Below are 26,639 nucleotides of genomic sequence, written 5' to 3' on the forward strand. Positions count from 1 at the left end.
CTTTTTATTAAAATTAAACACTTAGCTTTTGTTGGGTGTTTTTCTTTTGTCCTGGATATGACGCTAAACTGTCTTTTTCGTATGTCAAACGTTACTTGACAAGCTCTATTGTGGACTATACCACGTTAATAAATGTAAAGGAGAAAATAAAATGAAAAGAGGATTTTTACAGGCTTTGGGTCTTGATGTTGAGGTTATAAACAAGATTATGGCAGAACATGGCAACACCATTAATTCGCTACAGTCTATTAATGAAAGTAACCAGGATACTATAAGAGATTTACAGGCTAGCTTAAAAGTTTTTGAAGGGGTTGATGTAGATGACTTGAAAAAGCAAATAGCAGATTTGCAAGCCGAGTCTGAAAGAAAGGTAAATGATTTAAAAATTCAGTATGCAATTGAAAGTGCCTTGTCTGGGGTTAAGCATAAGGAATTATTGACTAAGCAGGTCGATATGTCAAAAATAAAGGTTGACAAGGACGGACAAGTTCGGGGTCTTGATGAGCAGGTAGCAGGTTTTAAGGAGACTTACAAAGAGTTTTTTATAAGCGAAGATGCTAATAAAATAACAGGCTACACGCCAGCAAATCCCGAGAGGCTAAATATTAGTAATAGTTATGACAGTCTTATAAATAGGGCTGATAGTATGTCGGCTGATGAAATAGCCGATGTTTTTAAAAATTTATAAATAAGGAGATAAAGATATTATGACAATAAGAAATTTTAAACCGACACTTTGGGAGGGGGCTTTACTTTCTCAATTTCACAGTGTGTCTATAGCTGACGCTATGGCAACTAAACCGACTGATATTCAGGGGGAAAAGGTAGTATTTACTAAGGTTAAAAAGGGGGCTGTAAATGATTATGCAGGTTCTGTTAACTGGGCAGAGGTAGATACGGATATTGTAGAGATGCCTTTTCCAAAGCAAAAGTATTTTGCAATTAAGCTTGAGAAAGATTTTAAAAGGGTAATGAGCGGTGAAGACGAGTAGTAAGTATTTTGAAGATAGGGCAGCTAAAAACCAGTGGCAGACTTACTACAATACTGAAAAGCATAGTAAAAAGCTTATTGCCATATATGAAGATTTGACAAGGTCTTTAGTTGATGAGCTTATGAAGGTAGAAGAACTTATAAGCAAAAAGGGCTTAAGTCGAAGTTTGGCTTATAGGTCTAAGTATTTAAGGCTTTTACAAAATAGGTATAAAAACGAGGTTTTACTTTTAAGTAAGAAGGTAGATAAGATTTATTCTAATATTACTGATGATATAAGCCTTAAGACTTATGAGGATACTTCAAAGGAGCTTGGCTTTGATATTGTTTATAATGATTTGTCGGTTAAAAGGTTAGCCCAAAAGCCCTGGCTTGGTGCAAACTTTAAGACTAGGCTAGGTAAAAACCAGGCTGAGATGACAAAAAGATTATTCGAGACTTTGCAAGTTGGGCTTAATACTGGCTTGTCTGCTGTTGAAATGGCTATTCGTTTAAAAAATGGCGTTGATAGGGATTTTAACAAAATCATGCTACTTGTCAGAACTGAGGCTATGCATCATTTAAACCAGGTTAAATTACAGGCTTACAAAGACAGTAAGGTTGTAAAGAAATTAAAAGATGTTGTAACTTTAGACGATAGGACAAGCGAACAGTGTGCAGTCTGTGCTGGTAATATTTATGATATTGATAACGCCCCTATTCTTCCTAGACATCCTCGGTGTCGCTGTGTTCTGGTTGCTTATATTGATGTTGATAATCTGGCAAAACAGTTTGATAGGGAGGAAGCCTCAGTTGATAAGGCTTTACAAGCTGGCTCTGCTGGTGCTATAATTAAGAAAGAAAAAGTCTATAAGATAGCTGATAAGGACACAGAAGAGAGGCTGCAAGAAGTTTCTGATAGGGTTTACAAAACATTTAGCAAGGAACAAAAGGACGCTATAGAGGATTACACATATCTTTATTCAGGGAGAATTAATAATTACCTAAGGGGCGAATACTTAGAGGGTATAAGCAAAGTAGATATTGAAGACAAGGTGAAAATACTAGATGAGATTTTAGAAAGTAATAATCTAGGCTATGATTTGAAATTATACCGTTATGTAAGCAAAGAAGAATTTAAGGCACTTCAAGAAGGTGATTTCTTTAAAAATTATCTTAGTACGAGCATAGATGAAGAGGCAACAAATGATTTCGGTGATTTTAAGTTAATTATCCAAGCCCATGGGGAAACTAAGGGCTATTATATAGGCAAAAATTCACAACACCCTACTGAAAAAGAATTTCTAGTTTATAGAAATACCAGATATAAGAAATTAAATATAGATGAGGAAAAAGGAATATTGGAAATGGAGCTGTTAGAAGATGACTAAATATAAAGATTATATCCAACTAAAAGATGTGTCCCATTTTTGGAGGTGGCAAAAGATATGTTCAGGAGATAAAAAAGAAGCATTAGAATATATCGAAAAAAAAAGAGAAAAGTTTTTTAAAAGGCTTGACTGTGAGCCTAGCAGGGAAAACTTGCTTAAGCTTTGTCCAACTGTGCAAGCCGAGGCTTATATATTAGGCTTTTTAGTTAGCAAGGCTTACAGTCCTGAGGAGATAGAGGAGAAAAAAAGGTATTATTTATCTTTGGAGCCTTTGCCAGAGGCTAATATATCTATAAACCGTTGGAAGCATGAAGTCAAGCGTAGATTTAGCAGTGCTGGCTTTAACGATTATCCAGATTGTGAATTTTGTTTACTGGATACTTACAGAAAATTAGGGCGATTTTATTTTTAGGCTATTTTTAGGCTGAAATTAAATATAGACGAGGAAAAAGGAATATTAGAAATGGAGCTGTTAGAAGATGAATAACTATAAAGATTATATCCAACTTAAAGATGTGTCCCATTTTTGGAAGTGGCAAAAGATATTTTCAGGAAATAAAAAAGAAGCATTAGAATACATTGAAGAAAAAAGAGAAGAATTTTTAAAAAGTCTTGACTGTGAGCCTACTAGGGAAAACTTGCTTTAGCTCTGTCCAATGTTGCAACAAGAGGCTTATGATTTAGGCTTTTTAGTTAGCAAGTCTTACACGCCTGAGGAGATAGAGGAGAAAAAAAGGTATTATTTATCCCTTGAGCCTCTGCCAGAAGCTAATGTACCTATAGGGCTTTGGAAGCATAAGGTCGAACGTACATTTAGGGGGGCTAGCTTTAATGATTATCCAGATTGTAAATTTTATTATCTGGATACTTACAGGAGACTAGGGAAAGGCTATTTTTAGGCTGAAATTAAATATAGACGAGGAAAAAGGAATATTGGAAATGGAGCTGTTAGAAGATGAATAACTATAAAGATTATATCCAATTGAAGGATGTTTCCCATTTTTGGATGTGGCAAATGGTACTTTCAGGAGATAAAAAAAGGGCGTCAGAATTTATAGAAGCACAAAGAGAAAAATTTTTTAAAAGGCTTGATTGTGATCCTACTAGCGAAAACTTGCTTAAGCTTTGCCCAACTGAGCAAGAAGAGGCTTATGTATTAGGATTTTTAGTTAGCAAGGCTTACAGCCCTGAGGAGATAGAGGAGAAAAAAAGGTATTATTTAGGTCTTGAACCTATGCCAGAGGCTAATGTAACTATAGGACGCTGGGAGCATGAGACCAAGCGTATATTTAGCAGTGCTAGCTTTAACGACTACCCTGATTTGTATTTTTGTTACCTGGATACTTACAGAAAATTAGGGCGATTTTTCCTTGAGGATTACAGCAAGATTTAGGCTTATAGTATAATTACTTAGGCTTAGGAACTTTTTATTAAATTAAACACTTAGCTTTTTGTTGGGTGTTTTTCTTTTGTCCTGGATATGACGCTAAACTGTCTTTTTCGTATGTCAAACGTTACTTGACAAGCTCTATTGTGGACTATACCACGTTAATAAATGTAAAGGAGAAAATAAAAGATGTCGTAACCTTAGACGATAGGACAAGCGACCAGTGTGCAGTCTGTGCTGGTAATATTTATGATATTGAGGACGCCCCTATTCTTCCACGCCACCCTAGGTGTCGCTGTGTTCTGGTTGCTTATATTGATGTTGATACTTTGGCTAAGGGTTTTGATAGGGAGGAAGCCTCAGTTAATAAGGCTTTAACGTATAAAAGTGTAAAATATGAATGGTTAAAAAATTATAAAGAACCAAAAGTTACAGATATGAATTATTGGGAATACGAAGGTGTTAAATACTTTGTTGATGGGAAACACGTTGTATTAGATTATTCTGAAGAAGAAAAAGCAGTAGCAGAGTGGATATCTAAAAAATTTGGAGTTCATGTTCAAATTGTTCCAAGAGTTAATTATCCTGAAAATATTTCAACTCCTGATTATTTAATAAACAATATGAAGTTTGATTTAAAAGAAATAACAGGTTCAGGAAAAACAACTGTTGATAATAATACTAAGAAAGCCAAAAAACAATCTGAAAATATAGTATTTGATTTGACAAATTCACCTTTAACAAATGAAGAATTTTTCAGACAATTAACAAACGTTTATAAATATAACAACAGAGGATTAAAAATTGCAATAGTAAAAAATCTGATAAGCTTATTGATATATTAAAAAAATAAAAAAAAGAAGAAACCGAGCCCCTACGGAGTGCGACTTCTTCTATTTAATAATATTATATCATAAAATTAATTACTTTCAAGTATTAATATTATAAAAAAAACTAAATTAAAAAGAGCTAACGATATATAAAAAATTATAATTTTATGTTATAATGTAATAGAAATGAGGTAGAGATTTTAGTGTCACTACGCACCTTAAAAGGTATCTGAGATGACGGGACAGGCACACCGTCCATTTCACAAGTCATATTCTTTTGGATATGGCTTTTTATTTTGAGAAAGCTATGCTTGAAAAATATAAAAGTGTAGGATATAATAGAAATATGAAAAGAAAAAAATATATAGATAATAGTAAAATGTCTATAGCATCTAAAAGTTTAATAAATAAATTATCCCGAAAATTTAGAAGAAGAGGTGGAGTTATTATAAATGATGAATCTTCAATAGTTTATTTGGATTCTCGTAATGCTGAGGCTATTACTTTAGATGCTTATACAATATTGATGCGTGAAAAAATATCTATATCTGCACTTATTGAAGAACTTGAACATAGTGAACAATATTTAAGAAATGAGAATGACGGGTCAAGATTAGATGTAGTTAAAAATGAAATATTAGCTAAAGAAAAATCATTAAGATATGCAGATAGATATAAACTACCAAAAATAGAAATAGAATTTGTAAAAAAAGATATAGAGCTATATAAAAAAATATATAGGAGGTTAACAGAAGATGAAAGTAATAAAAACTCGTAAATTTGGTAATAGATTAATTTTAGAGTTAGATACAGAATTACCAGATAATTTTAGAAATAATTCTAACTTACTTATTGATGGGAATATCTATTTTAACGCTATTATTCCTATGTTTTCAGCTACTACATCAAGAAAAGATGTTTCTGTTAAATTTGAAAAAGAAGTAGACTTGTTAAATAAAGAGGTATCAATAATTTAATATAATGTACTAAACACTTAGCTTTTGTTGGGTGTTTTTCTTTTGTCCTGGATATGACGCTAAACTGTCTTTTTCGTATGTCAAACGTTACTTGACAAGCTCTATTGTTGACTATACCACGTTAATAAATGTAAAGGAGAAATTAAAAGATGTCGTAACCTTAGACGATAGGACAAGAGAACAGTGTACAGTCTGTGCTGGTAATATTTATGATATTGAGGACGCCCCTATTCTTCCTAGACATCCTAGGTGTCGCTGTGTTCTGGTTGCTTATATTGATGTTGATACTTTGGCTAAGGGTTTTGATAGGGAGGAAGTGGCAGACACAATTATTGAAAATAAAGAAAAAATAAATTATAATAAAAATGTAATTATTAGTCCTGGGATACATGGGGCTTTAAACGATAATAATGATCCTTATCAAATAAATAGAGATAAGCACGCAGAAAAATATTATAATTATGTAAGAAACAGGGATAAAAAGAAAGAAATATTAACAATAGCTATAAATACAGGTTTTAGAATAGAAGATATAGAAAAGATATATAATCATATTTTTATAAATGAGTATAATTTAGTTAATGATTTTAAAAGGTTTGACCCCGATTATAATATGGCTGAATCTTGGCGAAGATTGAGAGAAGGGAAAAATATTCAAAATCATGATTTTGTAATGTTAGAACATGAATTTTTTGAATATACGCTTATGAAACAAGGTTATAATTACAGACAAGCTCATGATTTAACCAATGAAATTTATAATTATTATGAAGCTTTAAAAAAATGGAAAAAAGAAAGAGGTGATTTATAATGATGTTACTTTTAGAAAAAATACAAAATTCAAGTATTACTGGATATTTTTATACGCCACAAAATTATGCAGGACCTGGAATTATTGAAATAGTTCCAGATACAGGAGAGGTTTATATTTTAGAATTATCATCATTTGATAAACAAGATGACAGCACCTTTTTTGCTAATAGAGCCAGAGGATTGGTAAAGCAACTTTGGGATTCTGGAGAATTTCCAGATAAAAATTTTTATGCCTGGGGATAGTTTAAAATTAATATAATATAACTTGAAACACTTAGCTTTTGTTGGGTGTTTTTCTTTTGTCCTGGATATGACGTTAAACTGTCTTTTTCGTATGTCAAACGTTACTTGACAAGCTCTATTGTGGACTATACCACGTTAATAAATGTAAAGGAGAAAATAAAAGATGTCGTAACCTTAGACGATAGGACAAGCGAGCAGTGTGCAGTCTGTGCTGGTAATATTTATGATATTGATAACGCCCCTATTCTTCCTAGACACCCTAGGTGTCGCTGTGTTCTGGTTGCTTATATTGATGTTGATAATCTGGCAAAACAGTTTGATAGGGAGGAAGCCTCAGTTAATAAGGCTTTACAGGCTGGCTCTGCTGGTGCTATAATTAAGAAAGAAATAGTCTATAAGATAGCTGATAAGGAGACAGAAAAGAGGCTGCAAGAAGTTTCTGATAGGCTTTGGTCTAGCTTGTCTGAAACTGAACAAAGGGCTATAAGTAAATATACAGATAAAGATTCAGGAAAAATTAATAATTACCTAAGGAACAAAGACTTAGGGGGAGTTAGAAACGCTAAATTTGAAGATGTGGTGCAAGCCTTAGATGCAGTCTTAGAAAGTAATAGGCTAGGCTATGATTTGAAATTATACCGTTATACAGGCAAAGAAGAATTTAAGGCACTTCAAGAAGGTGATTATTTTAAAAATTATGTCAGTACGAGCATACACAGGACAAGAACAGAACATTTTGGTGATGGCTATAAGCTTATTATCCAAACCCCTGGGCATACTAAGGGCTATTATATAGGCAAAAATTCAGAAAATGATTATGAAAAAGAATTTCTAGTTCATAGAAATACAAGGTATAAAATATTAAATATAGATGAAAAAAAAGGAATATTGGAAATGGAGCTGTTAGAAGATGAATAACTATAAAGATTATATCCAACTTAAAGATGTTTTAAACTTTAGGCATTGGCGTGTGATGAGGCAAGACAGAATATTAGAATTTATAGAAGAAGAAAGAGAAAAATTTTTTAAAAGTCTTGACTGTGAGCCTACTAGGAAAAACTTGCTTAAGCTCTGCCCCTTGGTGCAAGGCGACGCTTATGTATTGGGCTTTTTAGTTAGCAAGGCTTACAGTCCTGAGGAGATAGAGGAGAAAAAAAGGTATTATTTATCTTTGGAGCCTTTGCCAGAAGCTAATGTACCTATAGGGCTTTGGAAGTATAAGGTCGAACGTACATTTAGGGGGGCTAGCTTTAACGATTACCCTGATTGGCATTTCTGCTGTTTGGATACTTACAGAAAATTAGGGCGATTTTATTTTTAGGCTTAGGAACTTTTTATTAAAATTAAACACTTAGCTTTTGTTGGGTGTTTTTCTTTTGTCCTGGATATGACGTTAAACTGTCTTTTTCGTATGTCAAACGTTACTTGACAAGCTCTATTGTGGACTATACCACGTTAATAAATGTAAAGGAGAAAATTAAAAGATATTGTAACCTTAGACGATAGGACAAGCGAACAGTGTGCAGTCTGTTCTGGTAATATTTATGATATTGATAAAGCCCCTATTCTTCCACGCCACCCTCGGTGTCGCTGTGTTCTGGTTGCTTATATTGATGTTGATAATTTGGCAAAACAGTTTGATAGGGAGGAAGTGGAGGAGAAATTAATTGCGAAAATAACTAATTCGAAGTATAATAATATTAAAGAAATCAATTACCGTTCGTTGGTAGAAAATCGTATTGAATATTTTAAAGGTATTGAACCGAATGTAACTAAAACGTTAGATATAATTGCTAAAAATACTGGAGGAGAATTAGCAGGTTTAGATTTTAAACTTAAAAATTCAGAAAGCTTGTATAGAAAAGTAAAAGATGATGTTAAAGAAAAAAATATAACTTTTTCTAATGCTTTGTATGAAGTAAATGATATTTTACGTTATACTTTGGTTCAAAATGAAAATAATTTTACTGATACTTATTTTTTAGTTAAAAAATTTTTAGAAAAACAAGGATATAGTATTATGAGAGTAAAAAATACTTTTAAAAATAATGTTACCTACAAGGGAATAAATACTTTGGTAAAAGATGACAAGGGTAATATTTTTGAGTTGCAATTTCATACTCATAAATCTTTACATATAAAAGAAAATGAATTGCATGAATTATATGAAAAACAAAGAGTTTTAGATTTTAGTATAGATGATGTTTTATATAAAAAATTAATTCAAAAAATGATAAATTTAAGTAACACTATAAACATTCCTAAAGGAGTAGAAAGGATAAGGTAATATATTATGAAGCCTTCTTATTATTATTGTCCAGATTATAAAAAGTATGTTAAAGAAAAAGATGGTATTTATTATAAAATAGAGGATAAAAAAGAAATTCCAAGTAATTTTTATTTAAAAATAAATATCGGTTCTATATTTACTGAAGATATAACAGAGGAAGAATACTATGCTCAACTTTGTTAATGCTTTTTTCATTTCTTTAAAAGCTCATAGAGGGCAAAGAGATAAGGCGGGTAGACTTTATATTTTCCATATTATTTATGTTATGTTTAATACAAAGGGGATTAAGGGGAAAATTGTTGCTTTACTTCATGATGTTGTAGAAGATAGCGAAATAACTATTGATTTTTTAAAGTCTTATTTTGACGAGGAAATAGTAAAAGCTGTTGATGTTATAACTAAAAAGCCTAACCAATCATATTTTGATTATTTGAAGGTGGTAAAAAATAATAAGTTGGCAAGACAAGTTAAAATTTCTGATTTAAAACATAATTCTAATTTAAACAGATTAAATTATATTACAAATAAGGATATAAAAAGAAATATGAAGTATAAAAGGGCTTTGGATTTTCTAGGCAGATAATTAAATAGTAAATAAAAAAACAAACACTTAGCTTTTTGTTGGGTGTTTTTCTTTTGTCCTGGATATGACGCTAAACTGTCTTTTTCGTATGTCAAACGTTACTTGACAAGCTCTATTGTGGACTATACCACGTTAATAAATGTAAAGGAGAAAATAAAATGAAAAGAGGATTTTTACAGGCTTTGGGTCTTGATGTTGAGGTTATAAACAAGATTATGGCAGAACATGGCAACACCATTAATTCGCTACAGTCTATTAATGAAAGTAACCAGGATACTATAAGAGATTTACAGGCTAGCTTAAAAGTTTTTGAAGGGGTTGATGTAGATGACTTGAAAAAGCAAATAGCAGATTTGCAAGAAGAGTCTGAAAGAAAGGTAAATGATTTAAAAATTCATTATGCAATTGAAAGCGCCTTGTCTGGGGTTAAGCATAAGGAATTGTTGACTAAGCAGGTCGATATGTCAAAAATAAAGGTTGACAAGGAGGGCAAGGTCAAGGGTCTTGATGAGCAGGTAGCAGGTTTTAAGGAGACTTACAAAGAGTTTTTTATAAGCGAAGATGCTAATAAAATAACAGGCTACACGCCAGCAAATCCTGAGAGGCTAAATATTAGTAATAGTTATGACAGTCTTATAAATAAGGCTGATAGTATGTCGGCTGATGAAGTAGCCGATGTTTTTAAAAATTTATAAATAAGGAGATAAAGATATTATGACAATAAGAAATTTTAAACCGACACTTTGGGAGGGGGCTTTACTTTCTCAATTTCACAGTGTGTCTATAGCTGACGCTATGGCAACTAAACCGACTGATATTCAGGGGGAAAAGGTAGTATTTACTAAGGTTAAAAAGGGGGCTGTAAATGATTATACAGGTTCTGTTAACTGGGCAGAGGTAGATACGGATATTGTAGAGATGACTTTTCCAAAGCAAAAGTATTTTGCAATTAAGCTTGAGAAAGATTTTAAAAGGGTAATGAGCGGTGAAGACGAGTAGTAAGTATTTTGAAGATAGGGCAGCTAAAAACCAGTGGCAGACTTACTACAATACAGAAAAGCATAGTAAAAAGCTTATTGCCATATATGAAGATTTGACAAGGTCTTTAGTTGATGAGCTTATGAAGGTAGAAGAACTTATAAGCAAAAAGGGCTTAAGTCGAAGTTTGGCTTATAGGTCTAAGTATTTAAGGCTTTTACAAAATAGGTATAAAAACGAGGTTTTGCTTTTAAGTAAGAAGGTAGATAAGATTTATTCTAATATTACTGACGATATAAGCCTTAAGACTTATGAGGATACTTCAAAGGAGCTTGGCTTTGATATTGTTTATAATGATTTGTCGGTTAAAAGGTTAGCCCAAAAGCCCTGGCTTGGTGCCAACTTTAAGACTAGGCTAGGCAAAAACCAGGCTGAGATGACAAAAAGATTATTCGAGACTTTGCAAGTTGGGCTTAATACTGGCTTGTCTGCTGTTGAAATGGCTATTCGTTTAAAAAATGGCGTTGATAGGGATTTTAACAAAATCATGCTACTTGTCAGAACTGAGGCTATGCATCATTTAAACCAGGTTAAATTACAGGCTTACAAAGACAGTAAGGTTGTAAAGAAATTAAAAGATGTTGTAACTTTAGACGATAGGACAAGCGAACAGTGTGCAGTCTGTGCTGGTAATATTTATGATATTGATAACGCCCCTATTCTTCCTAGACATCCTCGGTGTCGCTGTGTTCTGGTTGCTTATATTGATGTTGATAATCTGGCAAAACAGTTTGATAGAGAGGAAGCCTCAGTTGATAAGGCTTTACAAGCTGGCTCTGGTGGTGCTATAATTAAGAAAGAAAAAGTCTATAAGATAGCTGATAAGGAGACAGAAGAGAGGCTGCAAGAAGTTTCTGATGGGGTTTATAAAACATTTAGTGGGGAACAAAAAGAAGCTATACGTTACTATACAGGGGACTATTCAGAAGATATTAATACATACCTAAGAAATAAAGATTTAGGAGGAGTTAGAGACGCTAAAATTGAAGCTAGGGTGCAAGCCTTAGATGCAGTCTTAGAAAGTAATAGGCTAGGCTATGATTTGAAATTATACCGTTATACAGGCAAAGAAGAATTTAAGGCACTTCAAGAAGGTGATTATTTTAAAAATTATCTTAGTACGAGTATACACAGGACAAGAACAGAACATTTTGGTGATGGCTATAAGTTTATTATACAAGCCCCTGGGCAAACTAAGGGCTATTATATAGGCAAAAATTCAGAAAACCCTGTTGAACAAGAATTTCTAGTTCATAGAAATACAAGGTATAAAATATTAAATATAGACGAGGAAAAAGGAATATTGGAAATGGAGCTGTTAGAAGATGAATAAATATAAGGATTATATCCAAATGCAAGATGTTTCCCATTTTTGGCATTGGAAAGACTTATTAGAGGATAAAAAAGAAATATTAGAATACATTGAAGAAAAAAGAGAAAAATTTTTTAAAAGTCTTGACTGTGAGCCTAGCAGGGAAAACTTGCTTAAGCTCTGCCCAATGTTGCAACAAGAGGCTTATAATTTAGGCTTTTTAGTTAGCAAGGCTTATAGCCCTGAGGAGATAGAGGAGAAAAAAAGGTATTATTTATCTTTGGAGCCTTTACCAGAAGCTAATGTATCTATAAACCGTTGGAAGCATAAGGTCGAGCGTACATTTAGGGGAGCTAGCTTTAAGGATTATCCAGATTGTAAATTTTATTATCTGGATACTTACAGGAGGTTAGGGAAAGGCTATTTTTAGGCTTAGGAACTTTTTATTAAAATTAAACACTTAGCTTTTGTTGGGTGTTTTTCTTTTGTCCTGGATATGACGTTAAACTGTCTTTTTCGTATGTCAAACGTTACTTGACAAGCTCTATTGTGGACTATACCACGTTAATAAATGTAAAGGAGAAAATAAAAGATGTCGTAACCTTAGACGATAGGACAAGCGAGCAGTGTGCAGTCTGTGCTGGTAATATTTATGATATTGATAACGCCCCTATTCTTCCTAGACACCCTAGGTGTCGCTGTGTTCTGGTTGCTTATATTGATGTTGATAATCTGGCAAAACAGTTTGATAGGGAGGAAGCCTCAGTTAATAAGGCTTTACAGGCTGGCTCTGCTGGTGCTATAATTAAGAAAGAAATAGTCTATAAGATAGCTGATAAGGAGACAGAAAAGAGGCTGCAAGAAGTTTCTGATGGGGTTTGGTCTAGCTTGTCTGAAATTAAAAAAAGGGCTATACGTAAATATACAGGGAAATATTCAGAAGATATTAATACATACCTAAGAGACAAAGACTTAAGGGATATAAACAAACCAGATATTGAAGCTATGGTGCAAGCCTTAGATGCAGTCTTAGAAAGTAATAATTTAGGCTATGATTTGAAATTATACCGTTATACAGGCAAAGAAGAATTTAAGGCACTTCAAGAAGGTGATTATTTTAAAAATTATGTCAGTACGAGCATACACAGGACAAGAACAGAACATTTTGGTGATGGCTATAAGCTTATTATCCAAACCCCAGGGCAGACTAAGGGCTATTATATAGGCAAAAATTCAGAAAACCCTGTTGAACAAGAATTTTTAGTTCATAGAAATACAAGGTATAAAATATTAAATATAGACGAGGAAAAAGGAATATTAGAAATGGAGCTGTTAGAAGATGAATAACTATAAAGATTATATCCAAGTTCAAGATGTTTCCCATTTTTGGATGTGGCAAATGGTACTTTCAGGAGATAAAAAAAGGGCGTCAGAATTTATAGAAGCACAAAGAGAAAAGTTTTTTAAAAGTCTTGATTGTGAGCCTACTAGGGAAAACTTGCTTAAGCTTTGCCCAATGTTGCAAGAAGAGGCTTATGAATTGGGCTTTTTAGTTAGCAAGGCTTACACTCCCGAAGAAATAGAGGAGAAAAAAAGGTATTATTTATCCCTTGAGCCTTTACCAGAGGCTAATGTATCTATAAACCGTTGGAAGCATAAGGTTGAGCGTACATTTAGGGGGGCTAGCTTTAAGGATTATCCAGATTGTAATTTTTATTACCTGGATACTTACAGGAGGTTAGGGAAAGGCTATTTTTAGGCTTAGGAACTTTTTATTAAAATTAAACACTTAGCTTTTGTTGGGTGTTTTTCTTTTGTCCTGGATATGACGCTAAACTGTCTTTTTCGTATGTCAAACGTTACTTGACAAGCTCTATTGTGGACTATACCACGTTAATAAATGTAAAGGAGAAAATAAAATGAAAAGAGGATTTTTACAGGCTTTGGGTCTTGATGTTGAGGTTATAAACAAGATTATGGCAGAACATGGCAACACTATTAATTCGCTACAGTCTATTAATGAAAGTAACCAGGATACTATAAGAGATTTACAGGCTAGCTTAAAAGTTTTTGAAGGGGTTGATGTAGATGACTTGAAAAAGCAAATAGCAGATTTGCAAGCCGAGTCTGAAAGAAAGGTAAATGATTTAAAAATTCAGTATGCAATTGAAAGTGCCTTGTCTGGGGTTAAGCATAAGGAATTATTGACTAAGCAAGTTGATATGTCAAAAATAAAGGTTGACAAGGACGGACAAGTCAAGGGTCTTGATGAGCAGGTAGCAGGTTTTAAGGAGACTTACAAAGAGTTTTTTACAAGCGAAGATGCTAATAAAATAACAGGCTACAAGCCAGCAAATCCTGAGAAGCTAAATATTAGTAATAGTTATGACAGTCTTATAAATAGGGCTGATAGTATGTCGGCTGATGAAATAGCCGATGTTTTTAAAAATTTATAAATAAGGAGATAAAGATATTATGACAATAAGAAATTTTAAACCGACACTTTGGGAGGGGGCTTTACTTTCTCAATTTCACAGTGTTTCTATAGCTGACGCTATGGCAACTAAACCGACTGATATTCAGGGGGAAAAGGTAGTATTTACTAAGGTTAAAAAGGGGGCTGTAAGTGATTATGCAGGTTCTGTTAACTGGGCAGAGGTAGATACGGATATTGTAGAGATGACTTTTCCAAAGCAAAAGTATTTTGCAATTAAGCTTGATGATGTGGATAAGGTACAACTTAAAAAGGATACTTTAAAACCGATAGCAGACGAACACGGGGCAGTGCTTGCTGAGACTTATGACGCTGATTTTTTCACAGAGCTTACTTCTTCAGGGCAAATAAGCAAGTTGGGGTCTGCTTCAAGTAAGAAGTCGGTTCACGCTAAAAATATTTATGATTTTATAGTTGATTTGGGAACGGAGCTTTCTAAGAAGAAGGTACCAAAGACTGACAGGTTCGTTACTGTTTCGGCTGAGGTTTTGGGGCTTTTATCTAAAGATCCACGTTTTACTGTTAACCCTACTGTTTTAAGTAATGGTTTTGTAGAGGGTCAAAAGATAAACGGCTTGCAAGTTATGACTAGTGAGGAGTTACCACAAAGTATGGTTGCGGCACATCACAAGTCGGCTATTGGTGCAGCTAAGCAGATACAAAAGACTGAGGCTATACGACTTGAAAATTCTTTTGCCGATGGTATAAGGGGTCTTTTGAAGTACGGCTTTAAGCGTTTAAGAGATGATGCTGTAGCAGTGCTTTATTATAGTGTTGTTGAAACTCCACGAGTACAAGCTGGGGCTTAGATTTTATGAGAGAGGAGATTTTAAACAGCTTGAAAAATAGGCCTGGTGTAGATGGGGAGCTTTTAGAGTCTCTTGATCTGTATTCGGACGCTATCCAGGATATTTTGGAGTTTTGCAACATTGAAGAAGATGATATTAAGCCGTCTTTTGCTAGTCTTATAAAGGACTTAATTATGTACAGGTATAATACGCTAGGGGTTGAGGGCTTACGTTCTGAAAGCTACCCTAGCGTTAGTTTTCAGTATGAAAGGGATATTCCGCCCAGAATTAAGACTAAGTTAAGGAAGTTTAGGAGGCTGTCTTATGAGCTTGATGTATAACTTGCAACCTGCAAGTGTTCTTACTTTTAAAGAGACTGTGTCTAAGTCTGGGGCTAAGTCTAAGGAGTGGGTAGAAGATAGGGAAATTAAGCTTAGTCTTAATAGTGTTAGTGAGCTTTATTTTGCTGATGATTTTAAGCGGTCTGAAGTTTCCCATATTGCCCTAACTTTTGATAAGTCGCTATCTAGTAGGAATAATAGGTTAAAGATTGGTGGCAGGGTGTTTGAAATTGTAAGTTGTTCTTCAGAACATAGGCTTAGTTTTTTGTCTTTGAAGGAGTATGTTTATAATGGATAATTCGCATTTTGTAAAGGGTGTAAAGGCCGCTAGTTTAGAACTTGTAGATATTTCTAAAAAGAGGGTTGAAGCGTCTGTAAAGCTTGTTGAGGCTAGGGCGACGGAATTAAGCCCTGTAAATTTTGGTATTTTAAAGGCTAGTAATGTAAGTGATGTAAGGCTTACTGGCGATGAGGTGGTGGGGCTTGTTGGGAATACTGCTCAATATGCCCCTTTTGTCCACCAGGGGACAGGAATTTATGCTGTAGGTGGCAATGGTCGCAAGTCTAGCTGGAAGTTTTTTATACCTGATAGGTACGGTACGAAGCGTTGGTATGTTACTAAGGGGCAAAAACCACAGCCTTTTTTACAACGGGCTATTTCTGAAAAGTTACCTGAGATTAAGAAGTTGTTAGGGGGCAAGTAGTATGTTGTCGCATGTTGTAAAGAAGTTATTGGATGATGTAACGGGGCTTTCTTTTAGGCCTGTTCATGATAGTGAGGCTTTTTATATTTTGAAGCCTTTGGAAAGGGGCGTTATTAATAGGGACGTCTTGGAGGTTAGGATTATTTCAAGTGATTTTGATAATCTGGAGGTTTTAAGGGCTAATGTTGAGTGTTTAATTAGTTTTAATAAGGATAATAACCGCCTTGTTGATGATTATTCACTGCGTTTTGCCCTAAGTGGGGGTGGCATTTTGCCCTTGCATGATTTTAATTTATATGATAGTAGCCAGTTTTTGACGGTTACTTGGTTTAAGAAAGAGAGGTAATTTTTATGACAAATAGAATAGATGAGTTTATTTTTGGTTCTGGTGAGCTTTACCTGGTCGCAGCAACTGACGGGGAGATACCCGAAGATGCGACTATAGAGGTTGAAGCGAATAATGTGGGGCATTGTTCGGGGGGCGCAACGCTTGAGTATAAACCCGAGGCTTACGACGTTAAAAATCAGTATAATAAGGTTGTTAAAAGGTTTATTAAGGGTGAGGAGGTTTCTTTTAAGACGGGTATTTTGACTTGGAATTTAGATATGCTGTCTAAGCTTTCTAATGCTAGGGTTGAGACGGTAACAAAAAATTCTAAGCAGTCTAAGAAGCTTGTTTTTGGTGCTGGGGGTAGCCTTGCAAGTAATATTGTTAGGTTTGTTCACACTAAGGATAACGGAAAAAAGGTTCGTATCACCTTAATTGGACAAGCTGGGAATGGTTTTGCCCTTGAGTTTTCGGGAGAGAAGGAAACGACTATTGACGCTGAGTTTATGGCAGTTGAAAAGAAAAAGGGCTTTTTATGCGAAGTTAGAGAGGAACAGTAATTTATGTTAAAAAATTTAATTGAGCGTAGGCTTAGGGTAGATTGGAAGCATGACAAAACCCTTAATATTAGGGAGCTTTCTTTTAAGGATTATGAGGAAGTTTTAGAAATTGAGAAGCTTTTAGGCAGTGCTGAGACTGTGGAAAAGGGCTTGAATTTAAGGTTTAAGTTTGTTCTTAAGGCTTTAAATCGTAATTTGGAGCATGTCCCGATTTCTGAGAAAGATTTAGAAAGTGTTAATTTGGCTTTTATTAATGCTTTGTGGTTCCGTTTGATTGAGAGAACACAGGAGATTATAAACGACCCAAATTAGCCGTCCCACTTCCTAGCGACAGGGTGGCTAGAGAGGCTATTTTTGACAAGTATTTCGCTTGTGAGGAGTGGGAGAAAGTTTTTGATGCTAAGACTTATGAATTTAAGAGGATGAGGGATTATTCGGGCTTTTCTTTTGATGAGTTGGCTAACCTCCCTATTTCTTTATTTTTGCAGATTAAAAGGGATAGTTGGATCCACAGTATGAAGCAAAGCCCAGAGTCTGCTGAGGTTTTGAAAAATATTTATAGGTTGGGCAGAAAGGAAGCAGACAAGAATTTAAGCAGGGGTTAATAGCCTTTGCTTTTTTGTTTGCTAGAAAGGAGTGTTTTTATGGGTGTAAATTCTGTTGGTGGTCTTAGTCTACCACCTCTTTATACCGAGATAAGGCTTAAGTACGGGGCTTTTAAGTCTGATATGGACAAGGTGGCGTCGCTTGCTACTGCTAAGGCGTCGGAGATTGAAAAGCGATTTTCTAAGCTTGATAATTTGGCGTCGCGTATGGTTAGTTTTGGTAAGAAGGCGTCGCTTGCTGTTACTGCCCCCTTGGTTACTTCTGGGCTTGCTGTGTCTAAGTTTGCTATTGATTACGAGCAGGCTTTTGCAGGTGTTAGGAAGACTACAGAGGCAACGGAAGCAGAATATAGCAGAATTAGCGACGGCATAAGGAAGATGGCAAAGGAAATTCCAGCGTCTGCTGTGTCTATTGCCCAGGTTGCAGAGGCTGCAGGACAGCTAGGGATTAAGAAAGAGGATATCTTGAAGTTTAGCCGTGTTATGATTGATTTAGGAAATGCGACTAATTTAACGGCTACCGAGGCGGCGACAAGTTTAGCAAGGTTTAGTAATGTTATGGGTACTAGTGCCGATAATGTGGACAGGCTGGGGTCAACTATTGTGGCCTTGGGTAATAATACGGCTACAACGGAACGTGAGATTGTGGAAATGGGCTTGCGTCTTGCTGGTGCTGGTAAGCAGGTAGGACTTACAGAAGCCCAGACTTTAGGGCTTGCGGCCGCTCTTTCTTCTGTTGGTATTGAAGCAGAAATGGGTGGCTCTGCCATGAGTAAGCTTTTAGTTAATATTAAGCTTGCTACTAGTAAGGGGGGCGAGCAGTTGCAAAAGTTCGCTTCAGTTGCTGGGCTTTCTGCTGATGAGTTTAAGCTGGCTTTTGAAAGGGACGCGTCTTCTGCTTTGCAGTTGTTTTTACAAGGTTTAAATGATACTGGCAAGAGTGGACAGTCGGCTATTGAAATTTTGTCTGATATGGGCATTGAGGAAGTGAGGCTAAGAGACACTATTTTAAGGGCTGCAAGTGCAAGTGATAAGTTTAATGAAGCCCAAAAAATAGCTAATAAGGGCTGGCAAGATAATAACGCCTTGCAACAGGAGGCACAGCAAAGATATAAAACGACGGCGTCTCAATTACAGATAGCTAAGAATAAGTTTATAGATTTAGGTATTTCTTTAGGTTCTAAGTTGCTACCTATTCTTAATAAGGGCTTGGATTTAGTGGGGCGTTTTATGGGCTTGTTTGATAAGTTACCCCAGGGCTTGCAGTCTTCTATTGGGGCTTTTGCTCTTTTAGCTGCTGCAATAGGCCCTGTAAGTTTAGCTCTTGGTGTGGTTGTTAAGGGTTTTATTAAGGCTAAGTCGGCTATTGGTTCTTTTGGTACTTTTGCTAAGAATATTTTTAAAAAGGATTTAGGACAGGGGACTAAAACGGCTAGTACGGATTTTAGGCTGGCAAGCTCTAGTATACAAGCAGATATTCAGCTTTTGAAGAGGTCTTTATTGGAGCTTGAATTGCAGGCTAAAAGGGCTAATTCTTCTTTAGCAAGGGTTGGTTCTGGTGGTTTTTTAGCTGGGGCTAATAAGGCGTCTAAGGGGGCTAAAAAGGGCAAGAATAAGGGGCTTAATAGTCCTGGTCTTGATACGGCAAGGTTTGATGTCTTGACTGCTAAGACTAAGAGATTAGGAGATGTTTCAAGCGATACTAGCAAGAAGCTTAAGGGGCTTGGTTCTTCTTCTGAAAAGGCAGGGGGTCTTGTGTTAAAGGCTGGTTCTGCTGTTGAAAAAGGAGGGGCTGGTATGGCTAAGTCTGCTAAGCTTTTGTCTAAGTCTTCACAGGCTTTAAGGGCTGTTGGCAAGGGGGCTTTGTTCGCTCTGCCATTAATAGCTGATGTTGGCTTTGGTTTTGGTGGTCTTGCGACTGCTGCAACTAGTGCTGGGGCTGGTCTTTTGGGGGCTGGTGCGTCCCTGGGTTCTTTAGCTCTTGCAGCTGCTCCTGTGGTGGCTGGTATTTCTGCAGTGGCTCTTGCTGGTTATGGGATTTATCAAGCTTTTACCGAGCAAGCAGTACCTGCTGTTGATTTGTATAAAAAGACTAGTGTTGAAACTTTTAAAAGTGTAGGCCCGCTTTATGGTCAGCATGTAGAGAGTGTTAAAAAGGTTAGTGAGCAGACACAAGAGGAATATAACCACTTTTTCAATATTTCTAAGGAAATAAGGACGGTTGCCGAGGGTATGTATACGGGCTTATATCAGAACTCAGAGGAGGGACACAGGCTTATTGTTGAAGGGGCTGAAAGGTTTAGAAATGATTATGTAGCTAAGGTTAACCAGGCTAAAGACGAGACGCTACAAAGGTTTAATGAGTTGTTTTCTTCTTCTTCTGAGCTTAGCAAAGAGGCTAAGGAGGCCTTTATTAAGGACGCTGAGGAGACGGCGACAAAGACTATTTTATCAGCTGAGGAGAGAACAAAAAGGATTATAGAATTGTCTGAGGAGCTTAAGACAGCACAAGGTGAAAATGCTAGGTCTATTAAGGATGAGATTATACGGCTAACTAAGGAGCAAGACGAGGAAACAGTTACGATTGTGGCTAAGAATAAGGCAGAACAAGAGGTTATTTTGTCTAATTTAAAAGATAGGGCTAATGAGATTACACAAGAACACGTGGCAGGGATTATTGAAAAGATTAATAAGTTACGTGATGATACGATAGAAGCGGCTAAGACTAAAAAAGACGAGCAATTAAGGCTTGCTGAGGAGTTTAAGGCAAGAAAAGAGGCTTTAAACGGACAGCTTACGACAGACGAGAAAAAGACGTATGAGGCGATGAAAAAGGCGACGGTTGAGACTTACGCCAAAGCTACTAAGGAGGCTGAACGCCTAAGAAGTGAGGGTATAAGCAAGCTTAGGGGTGAATATAGTCAGTTTGACAAGTCTTTAGATTTTAATACTGGTAAGGTTAAGTCTTGGATTGATAGAGTTATTGAGGGTATTTTAGGGCTTAATAGGACAAAAATACAGAGTCAATCGGCAACTTATAGGATAAATTACCAGGTTTACGAGCAAGTTATGCGTCTTGAAGATAGGGGAAAGGCTATTGCAAACGGCCATAATTCTTATATGGCTTACCACTATAACGGGCTTGATTTTGTCCCTTATGACGGCTACCACGCCAGACTACACAGGGGCGAGCGTGTCCTTACTGCTGAAGAGAATAAGGAGTATTCACAAGGTGGCAGGGGGGACACTGTAATTAATATTGACAAGGTTTATAATAATACTCCTCAGGATATTAGGAAGATAGCAAGGGAACTTGACTATGAAATGCGTAAGCAAAAAATGGCTTTAGGGGGTGGTTTGTAATGTTTAGTTTTAAGGGAGTTTCTAGCGATAGCTTGGGGCTTGTCTTTTCTTATTTCCCTAATTTGCCAACAGGTCAGAAAAGGACACAGTTTTTAACAGTTCCAGGCAGGGACGGCTTTTTAACTTTGGAAGATGACAGCCTAGAGGCTATAAGCCTAACTTTGGAGGGACACACAGAGGCGAGCAGGCAAGACTTACTGGCTTTTTTTAGTGGCGAGGGGGACTTGGTTTTTGATGCTTACCCGGACAGGTATTATAGGGCTATGGTTACTAAGGGGGTCGAGGTTGCTTATCCCCTGGGTAATAGTTCTTTGATTAAGTTTCTTGTGGTGTTAGAGTGTGAGCCTTTTTCAAGACTTATTAGTAATGAGCTTGTCCCACTTAGTATTACTGACGGGGCTTTTTGCGTTAATAATCCTTATAGTCTTAAGGCTTACCCTTATTTAAAAATTGCAGGTTCTGGTCTTGTAACTTTTAAAAGGGATGGACTTTTTTTATGTTCTTTTGATTTAGGGTCTGACGCGGGGGCTTATGTTGAAGTTGACAGCGAACTTAATTCTGTTTTTGTGGGTGCTTCTTCCAGAGAAAGAACTTCAAAGGGAAAGCTACCTGTTTTAAGTCCTGGTGATAATATTTTTACTGTTGAGGGTAACGTTACAAGTATAGAAATTAAATATAATTGGAGGCTCTTATAGTGATTAGTTTATTTTTTGAAAGGGATAATAGATTTTTTGATAATAGGGGCTGGTATGTTTTAAATGACTGTATTTCTTGTGTGGTAAGTGAAGACTTAAACGGCCGCTATGAGCTTAATTTAACCTACCCCTCAGAGGCTAAGCAGGCTAAGAAGCTTAAGCTTGCTAGGGTTTTAAGGGTTCCTAATTATAAGGGGGATCAACTTTTCCGTATTAAGTCTATTGTTAAGGATTTAGACACTTTAAAGGTTTATGCTACTCATATTTTTTATGACTTGGCAGGTAATTTTATTGAGGATATTTTCATCAGAAAAGAGGACGGTTCGGTTGCTCTTAATCGGGTTTTAAGTGCTTCGGTTAGTCCTCATACTTTTACGGCTATAAGCGATATTAATATACAGGCGTCTTCACGTTTGGTTAGAAAGAATACTGTCCAGGCTATTATGAGCGATGAAGACAATAGCCTTATTTCACGTTGGGGTGGTGAGTTAGACAGGGATAATTTCAGGATTAATTGGTTGTCTAGTATGGGGACTGATAAGGGGGTTACGATAAAGTACCGTAAAAATCTTACTGGTCTTGAGTTTAAAGAGGATTATTCAGGGCTTGTAACTCACATTATGCCAAAGGGCTATGACGGTTTGTTGATACCTGAAAAGTATGTTGTAAGCCCCTTAGAGAGTAAGTATTTTGTTAAGAATTATAGGGTTATTGAATATCCCGATGTTATTTCAGAACAGCTTAGCCCAGACAATGAAAATAAGATAAACCACGAGGAGGCTTTGCAGACTTTGAAGGAAAGGGCAAGGTATGAGTTCGAGCAAGGGCTGGATAAACCAGAAATTACTTGTGAGGTTTCTTTTGCTGATTTGTCTAAGACTAGGGAATATAAGGATTATGCAGTTCTTGAGAGGGTTTATTTGGGCGATACTTTAAGGGTTGTTCATAAGGGCTTTGAGGTAGCAACCCGTGTTGTTGGTTATTCTTATGACTGCTTACTTGAAAGGTTTGTTAGCCTTAGGTTGTCTTCTAAGCCTATACATAATTATATGGTTCAAGCTATTAATAGGCAGGCGTCGCTTGAGACTAAGCTTAATGAGGTTGAATTATCGGCAGTTGATAAGGCTAAGGAGGCTTTAAAGACGTCTTTAAACCAGGGTATGGGAAGCAATATTCGCTATTATAAGGACAAGATTTATATTATGGATACTGACAGCGAAAAGACGGCTAGGGTTATTTGGAAGTTTGATGTCAACGGTCTTAGCGTGTCGACAACTGGTATTAATGGCGATTTTAGGCTGGCTACGTCTTCGGACGGTCAATTGTTCGCCGAGATTATCACGGGCTTAAGGATTAATGCCGATATGATAGAAGCAGGTTCTATTGATGTGAATAATGTTTCTATTAGACACGGTAATAAGGAGGTTATCGGCGTTAGGGACAATAAGCTTTTTATTGACTTTAGCACTAGTGAGAATTTCAAAAGGGAGTTTGTAGAGACTTTAAAAGAAAAGATTTCTCAAATTGTGGTTGATGAAGACGGGATATTACAGACTTTAAAGAATACTACTAAAGACGAGTTGGCTTATATTGAAAAGGATATTAATTATTTAAGAAATAGGCTAGGGAGCGATGGGACAATCGAATTTTCTAAGAATAGGTTATTAGGAGATGTAAACGGCACTTCTAGGCTTGGTGAAAATTTTGTTGTTTTGCATAATGGCGATGGTTTTAAGGATAATACAAACTATACTTTAAGCTTTGAGCTTGAATGCCAGCCTTATTTAAGGGTTGATGTAAGATTTAATCAGCCTAATAGGAAGCCTTGGCGAGTTACTGCAAGGGCTAATAATCCTTTAATAGCTGAAGTAACAAGCGATAGTGATATATTAAGCCTTTATAGTGAGGTTTCTTATAGGCTTTCTTTTTCTTCTAAGTGGTATAAGTCTAAGGTTATTGATTTAGATATGGCAAGTAATGCAGTAAGTGGGGGTCTTTATAATCCCTTGCTTGAGTATAGGCAGCTTGTAGACGGCGACGATATCCAGACGGATTGGGACTTGTCGCCAGAAATTATTTTTGATGGAGGCGGTGTTTAGTATGACAGAAAAGATTACTGCAAGGGTGCAACATAAGAGGATGACAAAAGCCCAGTGGCTGGCAAGTGATATTGTGCTTTATGAGGGTGAAATAGGTGTTGAGAGTGATACGGGCTTTTTAAAGGTAGGAGACGGTAGAAGCCTTTATAGTGCTTTAAGCTATCTTACGGGACCACAAGGAGAACGTGGCGAACAAGGAGAGCGTGGGCTTACTGGTGCAAGAGGTGCTACGGGTGCAAGAGGTGCAACAGGGGCTAAGGGAGATAAGGGCGACAAGGGCGACAATATAACGATTAGGTCGAATAGGACTTTAAGCAATGGTAATATTGAGATTACTTTTAGCGACGCTTCAACCCTAACTATTCCCGCTGCGAATGTTGTTTTTTCTTCTCTTACAGAAGCACAGCGTAATTCTTTAAAAGGAGAACGTGGAGAAAGGGGAGAAAGGGGCGAGAGAGGCCCAGCAGGTGCAAGAGGTGCTACTGGTGCTACGGGTCCAGCAGGTGCAAGAGGTGCTACTGGTGCTACGGGTCCAGCAGGTGCAAGAGGGGCTACAGGGGCTACTGGGGCTAGTATTACGATTTGGTCGGGGACTAATGCCCAGTATTTAGCCCTGCGTAATAAGAACGATAGCAGGACGCTTTATTTGATTACGGAGGATTAGCTTATGGTTGTTTGTAATTTTAAGACGGCTAAGAAGGTGTTTTATAGGGGGAATAGGATTATTAAGGCTTATTACGGGGGTAATTTGATTTTTGGCAAGATTAAGTACGCCTTAAATGAGGCTAGCATGTCTTTTACTTATCCGTCTTATTGGTCGGCTTCTACTCCTAGGTCTTCGCTTTCTTTACGTAAGCCTTTGAAGTTTAAAATTATTTTTGATGAGGCTAATTTTAGGGATGCTGGGGCTTTTAGTTTAAGTATGGCTAGAACTAGTTACGGAACAGGGGCTTATTTTAATGAAAGTTTTAGCTCCTCAGACGGGCAAGTTGTAAGTGTGGGTAATAGGTCTTATAGGGTTTTTGAGTATACCAAAAATTGGGATAGACACCCACCTTCAAGCTTTGGTTCTAGTGAGTATTGGTTTGTGCTGTATTTTATTAGCCGGGGCAATATAGAGAACTTGCAACCAAAAATTAGTGTTTGGGAGGCGAATTGATGAAGCTTTTAGTTAATGGTATTGAGCATAATTTGGAGTTTAAAAACGGCAGATATTACGCTTCTTTTAATTCTGGTCAAGATTTAAGCCGTCTTTTGGTTTCTTCTGATTGTATAGGTGTTAGTAGTTTTAAGAATATTCAGCTTGAGCAGGGCTTGGTGGCTACGAGGTTTGAAGCTCCAGAAGTTAGGAATAATAAGCGTGAGGGGTTTATTGCCAAAACTTTGGATACTTTGGGCAATTTAGACGAGAGGCTAAAGCAGGCTAGCTTGAGGGCTGAGGAACGTTTTAGGACTTTTGAAAGTAGGATTGATAGCTTTAGGTCTGAAGTTGGTTCTGTTAAGCGTTCGGTTGCTACTAATTTTAATAATATTTGTTTAGATACTAGGACTACTAAAACGGGGTCTAGGCTGGCTTTTGCTCTTAGTGAGCCTATAGAGGAGGCTAGCCTGTATACTGTTATTTTTGATAGTTTAAATCCACCTAGAAATAGGTCTGTTTCTGTGCGTGATGATGCTTTAGCAAATAGGCTTACTTTGAAAGATTATAATAATGTTTTGGTGGTGCGTTTTGCTCCTGTTGCTATTGGTAGGAGGGAGTTTTTTATTGATGTTACGGGTTCTAGTGTTAGCCTTTTAAATGTTAGGGTTTATAAAGGGGATATAAGGGACGTTCCCTTTGTTAAGAAAACCGAGTTTGAAAGTTCTGTTACGAATATTATTCAGAATAATGAGCAGATTTCGCTAACGGCTAGTAAGGTTGATGAGATTAAAAGCGAGTTTATGCCAGGCAATAATATTTTTGTAAGAAAGGCTAGCATGTCTAATTCTAGGCTTAAGTTTGTTTTAAGTAGGGCTAAAAGGGCTAATGTCAAGTATACTTTTGTGGCTGATGTTAGCGGGATTAGTGAAGCTATGCAACCTTTAGCTTTGTCTGTTGTTAATTTGGTAGGTGGTGAGCCTATCAAGGTTAAGAATGGTCAGTTTGCTGTATCTTTTGCTTTTTCCGATAGTTTGGCTGAGATTGTTTTTTCTGGTTTGCCAGCTAATATTGCTTTTGAGAATGTAAGGATTTTTGAGGGTGATTACGCCTGGTTTTTCAATAGGCATAATTTCACGACTAAGGAGGAGACTAAGGCAGAGGTTAGCGTATCCTTAAAAGAGGGTATAAGGGCTTTGTTTACTACTAAAAACGGCAAGGTAAACGGGGTTGTGATTGATGGGGTTTCTACTAAGATACAGGGGGATCTTGATATTCAGGGTATTTTGTCGGCTTATACTGGTATTATGGGGGGCTTTAGAATTGGTGATAATCCTAACGGTAGCGGCCAATGGCTGACTGGTAAATATGATTTTGACGTTGGTATTGCTTCTGGTTCTGGGCAGTATACAGCCCTTTGGGCTAATTGGGGCAGTAATTGGAATACTGCGGGCAGGTATGCTTGGCGTGTTACTTCTGACGGTCAGATGTATTGCGGCAATACTGCAAGCTTTTATAATGGTATTGATGTTACGGAACGGGAGTCTTATTTTAATAAACTTGTTTATTTGTCGGGTGGTGCTGAGATTACGCAAGGAGGCTATACTTTTAATTTTACTAGTGGGGGCGATATTACGGTTAGTGGCTCTGGCAGAAGGTGGAAAGTTCAGTGGGAAGAGATTTAATTTTG

38 protein-coding genes are annotated in these 26,639 nt (G+C 36.5%); all 38 read left to right on the plus strand.

Going from position 1 to position 26,639, the window contains the following annotated elements; all coding sequences use genetic code 11:
• Positions 1 to 151 precede the first annotated feature (151 nt).
• Entirely contained in the window at positions 152 to 688 is a 537-nt protein-coding gene (locus KMP11_RS02890) for a phage scaffolding protein (protein WP_216280057.1), read from the plus strand.
• Between the two features lie 19 nt (positions 689 to 707).
• A complete protein-coding gene (locus tag KMP11_RS02895; RefSeq protein WP_216280058.1) occupies positions 708 to 992 on the plus strand; it encodes a hypothetical protein in 285 nt (94 codons plus the stop codon).
• Positions 979 to 2,361: an ADP-ribosyltransferase gene (locus KMP11_RS02900; protein ID WP_216280059.1), complete on the plus strand. Its 1,383-nt coding sequence runs from the start codon at positions 979 to 981 to the stop codon at positions 2,359 to 2,361. Before KMP11_RS02895 ends, KMP11_RS02900 begins: the two co-directional genes overlap by 14 nt.
• On the plus strand, positions 2,354 to 2,773 hold the full coding sequence (locus tag KMP11_RS02905; protein ID WP_215757055.1) for a hypothetical protein: 420 nt from the start codon (positions 2,354 to 2,356) through the stop codon (positions 2,771 to 2,773). Before KMP11_RS02900 ends, KMP11_RS02905 begins: the two co-directional genes overlap by 8 nt.
• 67 nt (positions 2,774 to 2,840) lie before the next feature.
• A complete protein-coding gene (locus tag KMP11_RS02910; protein ID WP_216280060.1) occupies positions 2,841 to 3,008 on the plus strand; it encodes a hypothetical protein in 168 nt (55 codons plus the stop codon).
• 9 nt (positions 3,009 to 3,017) lie between these two features.
• Complete coding sequence (locus tag KMP11_RS02915; protein ID WP_216280061.1) at positions 3,018 to 3,260, plus strand: hypothetical protein; 243 nt, start codon at positions 3,018 to 3,020, stop codon at positions 3,258 to 3,260.
• Positions 3,261 to 3,316: 56 nt separating this feature from the next.
• On the plus strand, positions 3,317 to 3,754 hold the full coding sequence (locus tag KMP11_RS02920; RefSeq protein ID WP_216280062.1) for a hypothetical protein: 438 nt from the start codon (positions 3,317 to 3,319) through the stop codon (positions 3,752 to 3,754).
• Between the two features lie 140 nt (positions 3,755 to 3,894).
• On the plus strand, positions 3,895 to 4,593 hold the full coding sequence (locus tag KMP11_RS02925; protein ID WP_216280063.1) for a CdiA C-terminal domain-containing protein: 699 nt from the start codon (positions 3,895 to 3,897) through the stop codon (positions 4,591 to 4,593).
• Between the two features lie 268 nt (positions 4,594 to 4,861).
• Positions 4,862 to 5,356, plus strand: a complete 495-nt coding sequence (locus KMP11_RS02930) for a hypothetical protein (protein ID WP_216280064.1) — start codon at positions 4,862 to 4,864, stop codon at positions 5,354 to 5,356.
• Positions 5,334 to 5,555 (plus strand): hypothetical protein, encoded by a 222-nt coding sequence (locus KMP11_RS02935; protein ID WP_215757006.1) that lies wholly within the window; start codon positions 5,334 to 5,336, stop codon positions 5,553 to 5,555. The genes KMP11_RS02930 and KMP11_RS02935 overlap by 23 nt, the downstream gene beginning before the upstream one ends.
• Positions 5,556 to 5,646: 91 nt before the next feature.
• On the plus strand, positions 5,647 to 6,366 hold the full coding sequence (locus KMP11_RS02940; protein WP_216280065.1) for a structural protein: 720 nt from the start codon (positions 5,647 to 5,649) through the stop codon (positions 6,364 to 6,366).
• Complete coding sequence (locus tag KMP11_RS02945) at positions 6,366 to 6,611, plus strand: hypothetical protein (RefSeq protein WP_216280066.1); 246 nt, start codon at positions 6,366 to 6,368, stop codon at positions 6,609 to 6,611. Before KMP11_RS02940 ends, KMP11_RS02945 begins: the two co-directional genes overlap by 1 nt.
• A 120-nt stretch (positions 6,612 to 6,731) precedes the next feature.
• Positions 6,732 to 7,529, plus strand: a complete 798-nt coding sequence (locus KMP11_RS02950) for an ADP-ribosyltransferase (protein WP_216280067.1) — start codon at positions 6,732 to 6,734, stop codon at positions 7,527 to 7,529.
• Positions 7,522 to 7,932, plus strand: a complete 411-nt coding sequence (locus KMP11_RS02955) for a hypothetical protein (RefSeq protein ID WP_215757010.1) — start codon at positions 7,522 to 7,524, stop codon at positions 7,930 to 7,932. Before KMP11_RS02950 ends, KMP11_RS02955 begins: the two co-directional genes overlap by 8 nt.
• Positions 7,933 to 8,235: 303 nt before the next feature.
• Positions 8,236 to 8,898 (plus strand): hypothetical protein, encoded by a 663-nt coding sequence (locus KMP11_RS02960; protein WP_216280068.1) that lies wholly within the window; start codon positions 8,236 to 8,238, stop codon positions 8,896 to 8,898.
• 6 nt (positions 8,899 to 8,904) lie between these two features.
• A complete protein-coding gene (locus KMP11_RS02965; protein WP_215757012.1) occupies positions 8,905 to 9,084 on the plus strand; it encodes a hypothetical protein in 180 nt (59 codons plus the stop codon).
• On the plus strand, positions 9,068 to 9,484 hold the full coding sequence (locus tag KMP11_RS02970; RefSeq protein ID WP_215757013.1) for a GTP pyrophosphokinase: 417 nt from the start codon (positions 9,068 to 9,070) through the stop codon (positions 9,482 to 9,484). Before KMP11_RS02965 ends, KMP11_RS02970 begins: the two co-directional genes overlap by 17 nt.
• Before the next feature lie 158 nt (positions 9,485 to 9,642).
• The gene (locus KMP11_RS02975; RefSeq protein ID WP_216280052.1) at positions 9,643 to 10,179 is read left to right on the plus strand and encodes a phage scaffolding protein; all 537 of its coding nucleotides are present in this window, start codon (positions 9,643 to 9,645) and stop codon (positions 10,177 to 10,179) included.
• 19 nt (positions 10,180 to 10,198) lie between these two features.
• Positions 10,199 to 10,483: a hypothetical protein gene (locus KMP11_RS02980; protein ID WP_216280053.1), complete on the plus strand. Its 285-nt coding sequence runs from the start codon at positions 10,199 to 10,201 to the stop codon at positions 10,481 to 10,483.
• Positions 10,470 to 11,855 carry an ADP-ribosyltransferase gene (locus KMP11_RS02985; RefSeq protein WP_216280069.1) on the plus strand — a complete coding sequence of 462 codons (1,386 nt, stop codon included), beginning with the start codon at positions 10,470 to 10,472 and terminating at the stop codon, positions 11,853 to 11,855. The genes KMP11_RS02980 and KMP11_RS02985 overlap by 14 nt, the downstream gene beginning before the upstream one ends.
• Positions 11,848 to 12,264: a hypothetical protein gene (locus tag KMP11_RS02990; RefSeq protein WP_216280070.1), complete on the plus strand. Its 417-nt coding sequence runs from the start codon at positions 11,848 to 11,850 to the stop codon at positions 12,262 to 12,264. Before KMP11_RS02985 ends, KMP11_RS02990 begins: the two co-directional genes overlap by 8 nt.
• A gap of 119 nt (positions 12,265 to 12,383) precedes the next feature.
• A complete protein-coding gene (locus KMP11_RS02995; RefSeq protein ID WP_216280071.1) occupies positions 12,384 to 13,181 on the plus strand; it encodes an ADP-ribosyltransferase in 798 nt (265 codons plus the stop codon).
• The gene (locus KMP11_RS03000; protein WP_216280072.1) at positions 13,174 to 13,593 is read left to right on the plus strand and encodes a hypothetical protein; all 420 of its coding nucleotides are present in this window, start codon (positions 13,174 to 13,176) and stop codon (positions 13,591 to 13,593) included. The genes KMP11_RS02995 and KMP11_RS03000 overlap by 8 nt, the downstream gene beginning before the upstream one ends.
• Positions 13,594 to 13,753: 160 nt before the next feature.
• Positions 13,754 to 14,290, plus strand: coding sequence for a phage scaffolding protein (locus KMP11_RS03005; protein ID WP_216280073.1), 537 nt, complete (start codon positions 13,754 to 13,756; stop codon positions 14,288 to 14,290).
• A 19-nt stretch (positions 14,291 to 14,309) separates the two neighbouring features.
• Complete coding sequence (locus KMP11_RS03010) at positions 14,310 to 15,137, plus strand: hypothetical protein (RefSeq protein ID WP_216280074.1); 828 nt, start codon at positions 14,310 to 14,312, stop codon at positions 15,135 to 15,137.
• A 5-nt stretch (positions 15,138 to 15,142) separates the two neighbouring features.
• The gene (locus tag KMP11_RS03015) at positions 15,143 to 15,457 is read left to right on the plus strand and encodes a phage head-tail connector protein (protein WP_216280075.1); all 315 of its coding nucleotides are present in this window, start codon (positions 15,143 to 15,145) and stop codon (positions 15,455 to 15,457) included.
• Positions 15,441 to 15,755, plus strand: a complete 315-nt coding sequence (locus KMP11_RS03020; protein ID WP_216280076.1) for a hypothetical protein — start codon at positions 15,441 to 15,443, stop codon at positions 15,753 to 15,755. Before KMP11_RS03015 ends, KMP11_RS03020 begins: the two co-directional genes overlap by 17 nt.
• Entirely contained in the window at positions 15,748 to 16,161 is a 414-nt protein-coding gene (locus KMP11_RS03025; protein WP_215756874.1) for a hypothetical protein, read from the plus strand. Before KMP11_RS03020 ends, KMP11_RS03025 begins: the two co-directional genes overlap by 8 nt.
• A gap of 1 nt (position 16,162) precedes the next feature.
• Positions 16,163 to 16,507 carry a hypothetical protein gene (locus KMP11_RS03030; protein ID WP_216280077.1) on the plus strand — a complete coding sequence of 115 codons (345 nt, stop codon included), beginning with the start codon at positions 16,163 to 16,165 and terminating at the stop codon, positions 16,505 to 16,507.
• Between the two features lie 5 nt (positions 16,508 to 16,512).
• The gene (locus KMP11_RS03035) at positions 16,513 to 17,049 is read left to right on the plus strand and encodes a hypothetical protein (protein WP_215756876.1); all 537 of its coding nucleotides are present in this window, start codon (positions 16,513 to 16,515) and stop codon (positions 17,047 to 17,049) included.
• Between the two features lie 3 nt (positions 17,050 to 17,052).
• The gene (locus KMP11_RS03040) at positions 17,053 to 17,361 is read left to right on the plus strand and encodes a hypothetical protein (protein ID WP_215756877.1); all 309 of its coding nucleotides are present in this window, start codon (positions 17,053 to 17,055) and stop codon (positions 17,359 to 17,361) included.
• 23 nt (positions 17,362 to 17,384) lie between these two features.
• Positions 17,385 to 17,654, plus strand: coding sequence for a hypothetical protein (locus KMP11_RS03045; protein WP_215756878.1), 270 nt, complete (start codon positions 17,385 to 17,387; stop codon positions 17,652 to 17,654).
• A gap of 39 nt (positions 17,655 to 17,693) precedes the next feature.
• On the plus strand, positions 17,694 to 21,017 hold the full coding sequence (locus KMP11_RS03050; protein ID WP_216280078.1) for a phage tail tape measure protein: 3,324 nt from the start codon (positions 17,694 to 17,696) through the stop codon (positions 21,015 to 21,017).
• Positions 21,017 to 21,712 (plus strand): hypothetical protein, encoded by a 696-nt coding sequence (locus tag KMP11_RS03055; RefSeq protein WP_216280079.1) that lies wholly within the window; start codon positions 21,017 to 21,019, stop codon positions 21,710 to 21,712. The genes KMP11_RS03050 and KMP11_RS03055 overlap by 1 nt, the downstream gene beginning before the upstream one ends.
• Positions 21,712 to 23,811 carry a phage tail spike protein gene (locus tag KMP11_RS03060; protein WP_216280080.1) on the plus strand — a complete coding sequence of 700 codons (2,100 nt, stop codon included), beginning with the start codon at positions 21,712 to 21,714 and terminating at the stop codon, positions 23,809 to 23,811. The genes KMP11_RS03055 and KMP11_RS03060 overlap by 1 nt, the downstream gene beginning before the upstream one ends.
• A 1-nt stretch (position 23,812) precedes the next feature.
• A complete protein-coding gene (locus KMP11_RS03065; RefSeq protein WP_216280081.1) occupies positions 23,813 to 24,475 on the plus strand; it encodes a hyaluronate lyase N-terminal domain-containing protein in 663 nt (220 codons plus the stop codon).
• Positions 24,476 to 24,478: 3 nt separating this feature from the next.
• Positions 24,479 to 24,970, plus strand: coding sequence for a hypothetical protein (locus tag KMP11_RS03070; RefSeq protein ID WP_216280082.1), 492 nt, complete (start codon positions 24,479 to 24,481; stop codon positions 24,968 to 24,970).
• Positions 24,970 to 26,634, plus strand: a complete 1,665-nt coding sequence (locus KMP11_RS03075) for a gp58-like family protein (RefSeq protein WP_216280083.1) — start codon at positions 24,970 to 24,972, stop codon at positions 26,632 to 26,634. The genes KMP11_RS03070 and KMP11_RS03075 overlap by 1 nt, the downstream gene beginning before the upstream one ends.
• Positions 26,635 to 26,639: the final 5 nt, after the last annotated feature.

The sequence above is a fragment of the Gemella sp. zg-570 genome, from assembly GCF_018866345.1.
Lineage (GTDB): Bacteria > Bacillota > Bacilli > Staphylococcales > Gemellaceae > Gemelliphila.